At 35.8% G+C, this 5,014-nt stretch carries 6 protein-coding genes; 2 read left to right on the plus strand and 4 right to left on the minus strand.

The features are described from left to right. Positions 1-208 (plus strand): HAD family phosphatase (locus E7480_08530; GenBank protein MBE6904632.1); only part of this gene is annotated, 208 nt, incomplete at its 5' end. Positions 209-303: 95 nt separating this feature from the next. Here E7480_08530 and E7480_08535 read toward each other — a convergent pair. From E7480_08535 to E7480_08545, 3 genes are read right to left on the minus strand one after another with little or no spacing between them, the layout of a single operon-like run. Beyond that, positions 304-1,002 (minus strand): GTP pyrophosphokinase family protein, encoded by a 699-nt coding sequence (locus tag E7480_08535; GenBank protein MBE6904633.1) that lies wholly within the window; start codon positions 1,000-1,002, stop codon positions 304-306. A gap of 11 nt (positions 1,003-1,013) precedes the next feature. After that, positions 1,014-1,736, minus strand: a complete 723-nt coding sequence (locus E7480_08540) for an rRNA pseudouridine synthase (protein MBE6904634.1) — start codon at positions 1,734-1,736, stop codon at positions 1,014-1,016. A gap of 30 nt (positions 1,737-1,766) precedes the next feature. After that, a complete protein-coding gene (locus E7480_08545) occupies positions 1,767-2,606 on the minus strand; it encodes a YitT family protein (GenBank protein ID MBE6904635.1) in 840 nt (279 codons plus the stop codon). A 338-nt stretch (positions 2,607-2,944) separates the two neighbouring features. On the opposite strand from E7480_08545, the gene E7480_08550 reads away from it, so the two are divergent. Beyond that, complete coding sequence (locus tag E7480_08550) at positions 2,945-4,219, plus strand: MFS transporter (GenBank protein MBE6904636.1); 1,275 nt, start codon at positions 2,945-2,947, stop codon at positions 4,217-4,219. Between the two features lie 259 nt (positions 4,220-4,478). On the opposite strand, the gene E7480_08555 is transcribed toward E7480_08550, so the two are convergent. Beyond that, positions 4,479-5,014: IS91 family transposase (locus E7480_08555; protein ID MBE6904637.1), on the minus strand; the 536-nt coding region annotated here is incomplete at its 5' end.

The raw sequence follows: 5,014 nt of genomic DNA on the forward strand, positions 1-5,014 counted from the left end.
TAAAAACTCAAAGCCTGACCCGGAGGTATTCTTAAAGGCGGCTGATATGCTTGGAATTTCATACGGAGAATGTATGATAGTTGAGGATGCAGACGCCGGAATAGAAGCAGGGAAGAGAGCCGGCATGAAAACTCTTTCTGTTCACGGTGCAAAGGGAGCAGATGTTGAAATTGATGATTTGGAAAAGAGAATTTTCAGCATATTATAATTCTTTGATTTTTTAATGTTGCATAATATAATAAGCCCACTGAAAGGTTTGACTTTCGGGGCTTATTATATTATGCTGATTTGTATGAGCTTTTATTATGCATCCATATCTTCCTGTACTAATTTTCTCAGAGCGTCCATTCGGGAGTCAAGCTCGGCACTCAGGTCAGCACAATAGAGAAGCTCTTCAGCCATGTTATCTATACAGCCGAAATTTTTCTTGTATCTGAGCTGATGTTCAAGGCTTGCCCAGAAATCCATTGCAATTGTACGAAGCTGTATTTCAACCTTCATAATTCGTTTTTCATGTGCAAGGAAAATGGGAACACTTACTATAAGATGCAAGCTTCTGTAACCGTTTGGTTTTGGATTTTTTATGTAATCTTTTTCTTCTACAAGAGTGATATCATCCTGTTTTAAAAGTGACTCTGCAAGCATATATACATCTTCCGGAAAAGAACATATGACGCGTATTCCGGCGATGTCGGAAAGATTGTTTTCTATTGATTCAATGGTGAAAGGAAGATTTTTCTTTTCAAGCTTACCCTTTATGCTTGACAGCTTTTTCAGGCGGCTTTTCATGCCGTTTATTGGATTTCTGTCGTATTGCAGCGAAAACTCTTCATTGAGTACGTTGAATTTTGTTTCAATTTCCATTATTGCACAGCGGTAGTATGCCATAAGCTTGTTAAAAAGCTGTACCCCCGGTTTTGACCATTCAAGCATCTTTTCATCATAAAATACCATTACTTCTTCTTTTTCAATATTCTTTTCTTTAATAATATCTTTTGACATTTTCCTGCTCCTTACAGCTGTACTGTTTTATCAAGGCTGCTTATCTCGTGACTTGTAAGATGACGCCATCTGCCAAGCGGGAGATTTCCAAGCTCTACATTTCCTATGCTTACTCTCTGAAGATAATCCACTCTTGCTCCGATTGCTTCAAACATTTTTCTTATCTGTCGGTTTCTGCCCTCGTGGATAGTGATTTTAATAGTTGTTTTCCCTTTTTGAGCGTCAAGTGTTTCTATTTCGGCAGGCTTTGTTTTATACCCGTCAATTACAACGCCTCGTCTTAACTGATTAAGACCGCTTATTGTAAGTCCACCACTCACGATTGCTATATAAGTTTTATTTTTATTGTATCTCGGATGCATTACATGATTTGCAAAGCTTCCGTCGTTTGTAAGAAGCATAAGCCCCTCTGTTTCATAATCGAGTCTGCCTATAGGGTACATACGTACTCCTATTTCGTTTTTTATAAGGTCGGTAACAGACGGTCTGTCAAACTGGTCATCTGTTGTTGAAACATATCCTGCAGGCTTATTAAGCATTATATAATACATTTTATTCTTAGGCTTAAGCACCTTGCCTTTCAGCTTTACGGTGTCTGCACCGATTTCGATTTTAGTACCCAGCTCTGTTATTTTTTCGCCGTTTACTGTCACCATGCCTTCTTCAATGAGCTTTTCAGCCGCACGGCGTGAGGCTTCTCCGCACATTGCTATATATTTTTGAAGTCTTACGATTTCTCCCATTTTGTACCTTCCTTTTTGAATTTATTTTTTTTCGTGATTAGCCGCAAATACATCTGCAACTTCGCTGATGGTTATATATGCTGTAACATCAATATCATGTACAATTTCTTTTAATTTTACCACCTGAAAACGGTTTACTACGAAATAAATCATGGTTTTTTCAGTATTTGAATAACCGCCGTAAGCCTGAATTTTTGTCATTCCGCTTTCAAAAGCTTCTGATAAAGCGTTGCATATTTCATCAGGTTTAACTGTTATAATCATTGCGCATTTTGAACGGTCGAGACCTTCTACAATGAAATCAACTGTTTTAAGCGCTGCGGCGTATGTAATAATTGAATAGAGAGGAAGTATCCAGCTTTGTATCACTATTCCGCATATGATATATAATGCAACGTTATAAATCATAACAAATGTTCCGACTGTAATACCGATACGTTTTGCAAAAATAACTGCCATTACCTCGATACCGTCCATAGCACCGCCGTAACGTATTGCAAGACCGCTTCCGAGACCTGAAATGACTCCGCCGAAAACAGCACAAAGAAGCAAATCTGTACCGGCAAGAGGAGATGCGAGATTTACATCAATCGGAAGTACATCTGTAATGAGCCATGCCCACACTGAGTATATAAAAACAGTATAAATCGCATATACTGTAAAAACTCCGCCTTGCTTTTTCAAACCGTATAAAAATAAGGGAATGTTTAAGATTATAAGAAATACGGATAAGGTAAGCCATTCGGGTGTAACCTGTGCAATAAGCATTGATGTACCGGATATTCCGCTGTCGTATAACTTTACGGGAGTTAAAAAGAGCGTAATTCCGAACGCATTTATTATTCCTGCAATTGTCAGCATAATGAGATTGGAAATTTTAAATTCTTTAAGAAAGTCAAATAATTTTTTATTCATTCAACTGAAATCCTTTCAATAATATTTATTTGCTGTTTTATGCGAAAAACACAAATAACATTTCCACCTACTATTATATACTTAAATTTAATTTTTGTCAACCGACTTGAGCAATGAGTAACAAAAATGAAACCAAAACTTTTTTGAATTAAGGGAAAATATGTATGATTGCTGGATGTTGTATATAGTGACAGTTTAACAGGATTTAAAACAAAAAAATTGGTAAGAAAGGCAATTGACAAATATTGAAAATTAGTATATAATCTTTTGCGAGGTGATTATAATTGAATAAAAACGCACAAAAGCTTACTCCGATTTTTTATATAGGAGAAGCGACATTTGAATATTTTATATCGGTGCTTATAACGGGTACATATCTTGCAAAGCTTACAAGCAGTTTGGGTTTCAGTGACAGCTTAACTGCAATATTAGGTTCGTTTGTGGCACTTGGCTGCAGTTTTCAGCTTTTTGCTATTGCATTCTTTAAAACGGGTAAGGTTAAAAAACGTGTTACTGTAATGCATATCATTAACCAGCTGCTGTTTATGGGAATATATCTTGTTCCTCTTACACCGATAAACAGTATGGCGGCAAAAACCATATTATTTATAACGTTTCTGCTGGGCGGATATTTCATATCAAATGTAATTCACGCTCCTAAGATAAACTGGTTTATGTCTATGGTTGATGACAGTAAGAGGGGAATATTTACTTCCGTAAAGGAAATGGTATCACTGTTAGGCGGTTTCGCATTTAACTTTATAATGGGAAGTGTTATTGATAAGTATGAAATGGGAGGAAATATAAGAGGTGCATTTGCAATATGTGCACTTACAATATTTATTCTTATGCTCCTTCATACAATTACGCTTATATTTTCAGTAGAAAAAGAGCCTAAGAAAAAAAGCACTGATGTGTCGGCGGCAAAAAGATTTGAAACCATATTTAAAGACAAAAATGTAATGAAGGTTATTATGGTCAGTGTGTTCTGGACTATTTCAACTCATGTATGTACACCGTTTTTCGGTACATATCAGGTAAAAGAGCTTGGTTTCAGTATGCAATATGTGGCAACACTCAGTATTCTGTCATCGGCTGCACGTATTCCATGTTCGTTTATATTCGGTCAGTATGCTGATAAAACATCATTTGCAAGAATGCTTAAGGTTTGCTTTATAATAGCTGGAACAGCTTTCCTGTTTGCGGCATTTACAAATCCGTCAAACGGAAAAACATTTTTTGCGGTTTATACTGTGCTTTACGGTGCGTCAATGGGCGGAATAAACAGTGCACAGATTAATCTTATATTTGACTATGTAAACCCATATCAGAGAAGTGACGCTTTGGCTGTTCAGCAGACAATATATGGAATATGCGGATTTGTGGCAACGCTTATTTTTACGCCGCTGTTTAATTATATCCAGGCTTCGGGAAATAAGATTTTCGGCTTGAGCTTATATCCGCAGCAGTTCCTTTCAATAATAGCATGTGTTCTTGTAGTGTTACTTGTATTTTATATTGACAGAATAATACTCAGAATCAGATTGAATAAAGATTAAGCCCGGAAAATATAAAAATTTAACTGAATTGGCATAGCAAAGGCAAAAGTTAAAGCTGAAAACTCAGTAAAATGAGTTTTTGGCTTTTTTTACCGTATAGGAATTTGCATTTTTTGAAAAAGTATGATATAATAGAAAGCAAGTCAAAAATGACATAACAAAAAGAGGTAGTGCAAACCTCGGAAATAGTTATTCAATTTTTGATTTATCCGTTAATTGAAAGTTGATGTATTGAGGTTTTATGATGTTGGTTAAAGTATTAAGAAGAATTACCCCAAGATTTAGATTTTTCAAAAAACGGAGTGCCGTCAAGGCAGATTTGAAAAAGAGTCATTTTATGACCACACTTGCACAAGAGCGGGTCAAAATGAAATGACCGGAAAATAGACGTTCTCCATGAATTGCAAAGAATATGGAAACGTCTTTTTTCTTTTGGAATAAATAAATGTAATTTATCTTCATGTTTATGGTGTTTAGCATAAATACCGTAATAGCGAATCATCTTGAAGTGTTTTTCAGGAATATGAATAATTAACTTTTTAATGAAATCAACAGCAGGAACTGTTTCTGTAATTAGTTGATTGTCTTCGTGACGATTGTAGTGGAAGGTAACATTTTCACCATCGTAATTATCAATTCTGGAAGTGGCGATAACAGGTCTGCCGAGGTATCTTCCTATGTACTTTAAAACATCCTGATTGTTAGCAAGAGTGGGCTTGGCATAAACATAGAAGCCATTAGGACAATGCTTGTATATATAGGATTTAACTTTTTTAAAAGATTTACCGAAATGAG

It is taken from the genome of Oscillospiraceae bacterium, assembly GCA_015067255.1.
Taxonomy (GTDB): Bacteria; Bacillota; Clostridia; order Oscillospirales; family SIG519; genus SIG519.

Excerpts from the sequence above, each read along its gene's own strand:
- E7480_08535 (MBE6904633.1), bottom strand. The coding sequence starts at position 1,002 with ATGTCAAAAGATATTATTAAAGAAAAGAATATTGAAAAAGAAGAAGTA.
- E7480_08545 (MBE6904635.1), bottom strand. The coding sequence starts at position 2,606 with ATGCTGACAATTGCAGGAATAATAAATGCGTTCGGAATTACGCTCTTT.